The sequence below is a fragment of the Komagataeibacter europaeus LMG 18890 genome, from assembly GCF_000285295.1.
Taxonomy (GTDB): Bacteria; Pseudomonadota; Alphaproteobacteria; order Acetobacterales; family Acetobacteraceae; genus Komagataeibacter; species Komagataeibacter europaeus.
In genome coordinates this window covers 1-1,609 of sequence record NZ_CADP01000272.1, presented here as the reverse complement: position 1 = coordinate 1,609, position 1,609 = coordinate 1, and the positions used below count along the sequence as shown (strand labels likewise).

Annotated in this window: 1 pseudogene; it reads left to right on the top strand. The window is 59.4% G+C overall.

The annotated features are described in order from the left end of the window. Positions 1-1,609: pseudogene (locus GEU01_RS23805) on the top strand (ATP-binding protein); the annotation flags it as partial.

Below are 1,609 nucleotides of genomic sequence, written 5' to 3'. Positions count from 1 at the left end.
GCGTTCTCCATGATGCCGTGGGCACGCAGTGCGTCACCGTGGCAGAGGGGATCCATTCTCTTCCGCAAACCCGATGGTTCAATCTGGCCCTATGATCCGACCGGGGGCGGGCTACGCCCATCCGTCGTAGACATTATCATCGCCCCGCCTGGCGGCGGAAAATCCGTTCTGGCCAATACCATTCTGCTGGGCTTGATCCTCAGCAGCGCCGCGATCAGCAGCCACGGCACGAAGCTCCCCTATATCGGCAAGCTCGATATCGGGCCGTCCTCGCGCGGACTGATCGAGATGCTGCGCAACGCGCTTGGCCCCGAACGCCAGCACGAGGCGGTTTACGTCAAGATGCAGGCAATCCCGGGCTTCGAGGTCAATGTCTTCGATACCCAGGTCGGACTGGAATATCCTCTGCCACTCGAGCGCGTTTTCCTGCAGAATTTCATCTCGCTCCTTGCTACGCCGCTGGATGGCAGGCCGTGGGAGGGCATGGACCATCTGGTAGAGGACGTGATTGATGAAGCCTACCGCCTCTGTACCGGGGTGCAGGGGGGCACGCCCAAAATCTACACTCCGGGGATCGAGCCCGACGTCGATGCCGCAATAACATCGCTGGGCATCAGCCTGCCCCACCATGCGGGAGAGGACGATCCGACATGGTGGCGGGATGTCGTCGATGCCCTTGTCAATCTCAGGGAATACCGCCTTGCAGGTTTTGCCCAGCGCCATGCAGTACCGGTCCTGCAGGATCTGCTGATTGCGGCCCGCAGCCCGGAAATCGAAAAACGCTATTCCAAGATCACCCTGGAAACTGGAGAAAGCCTGATCGACACGTTTGATCGCTACATCATGAACGTGATCAAGAATTTTCCCATGCTGGCGTCCCCGACAAGGCTGGATATGGGGGACGCGCGCGTGATCGTTCTCGATCTTGCCGAGGTGGCACCATCCGGCTCTCCCGCGGCCAACCGCCAGACAGCGCTCATGTATATGCTTGGCCGCCATATCCTGGCCCGGAATTTCTTTCTCCATCCCGATTATGCCGACGACCCGCATATGCCCCCGTCCATGCGGGACTATCATCTCGCCCGCTTCACTGAGATGTATGAAACGACGAAGCGTGTCGACTTCGATGAGTGGCACCGTACCGAACCAGCGCCCCAGGTAGACAAGCAGGCTGTCCGCGACGGCCGCGAGGGGCGCAAGCACAACGTCCAACTCGCCTTCATTTCACAGAACCATACCGATTTCAGCGAGGACCTTTACAAGATATCAACCGCCCGATGGGTCCTCAAATGCGGTGATCAGGAGACGGCAGACAGCCTTATCCGACGCTTTAAGCTGTCCGATGCCAGCGCCTATGTGATCCGCAACGCACTGCCGGGTCCGGGAAAGAATGGTGCGCCGTTCTTCGTGGACATGTCGGCCGGAGAAGCAAAGTATGAACAGCTTCTGGTGAACGTCCTGGGGCCAATCGAACTCTGGTCTTTCTCGACGACGCCTGGCGACACGGCGCTCCGTTCGCGCCTTTACAAACGGATCCACTTTGCTCGAGCCCTGCGGATGCTCGCCACCGTATTTCCCTCGGGAACAGCAAACAGCGAGATCGAACGCA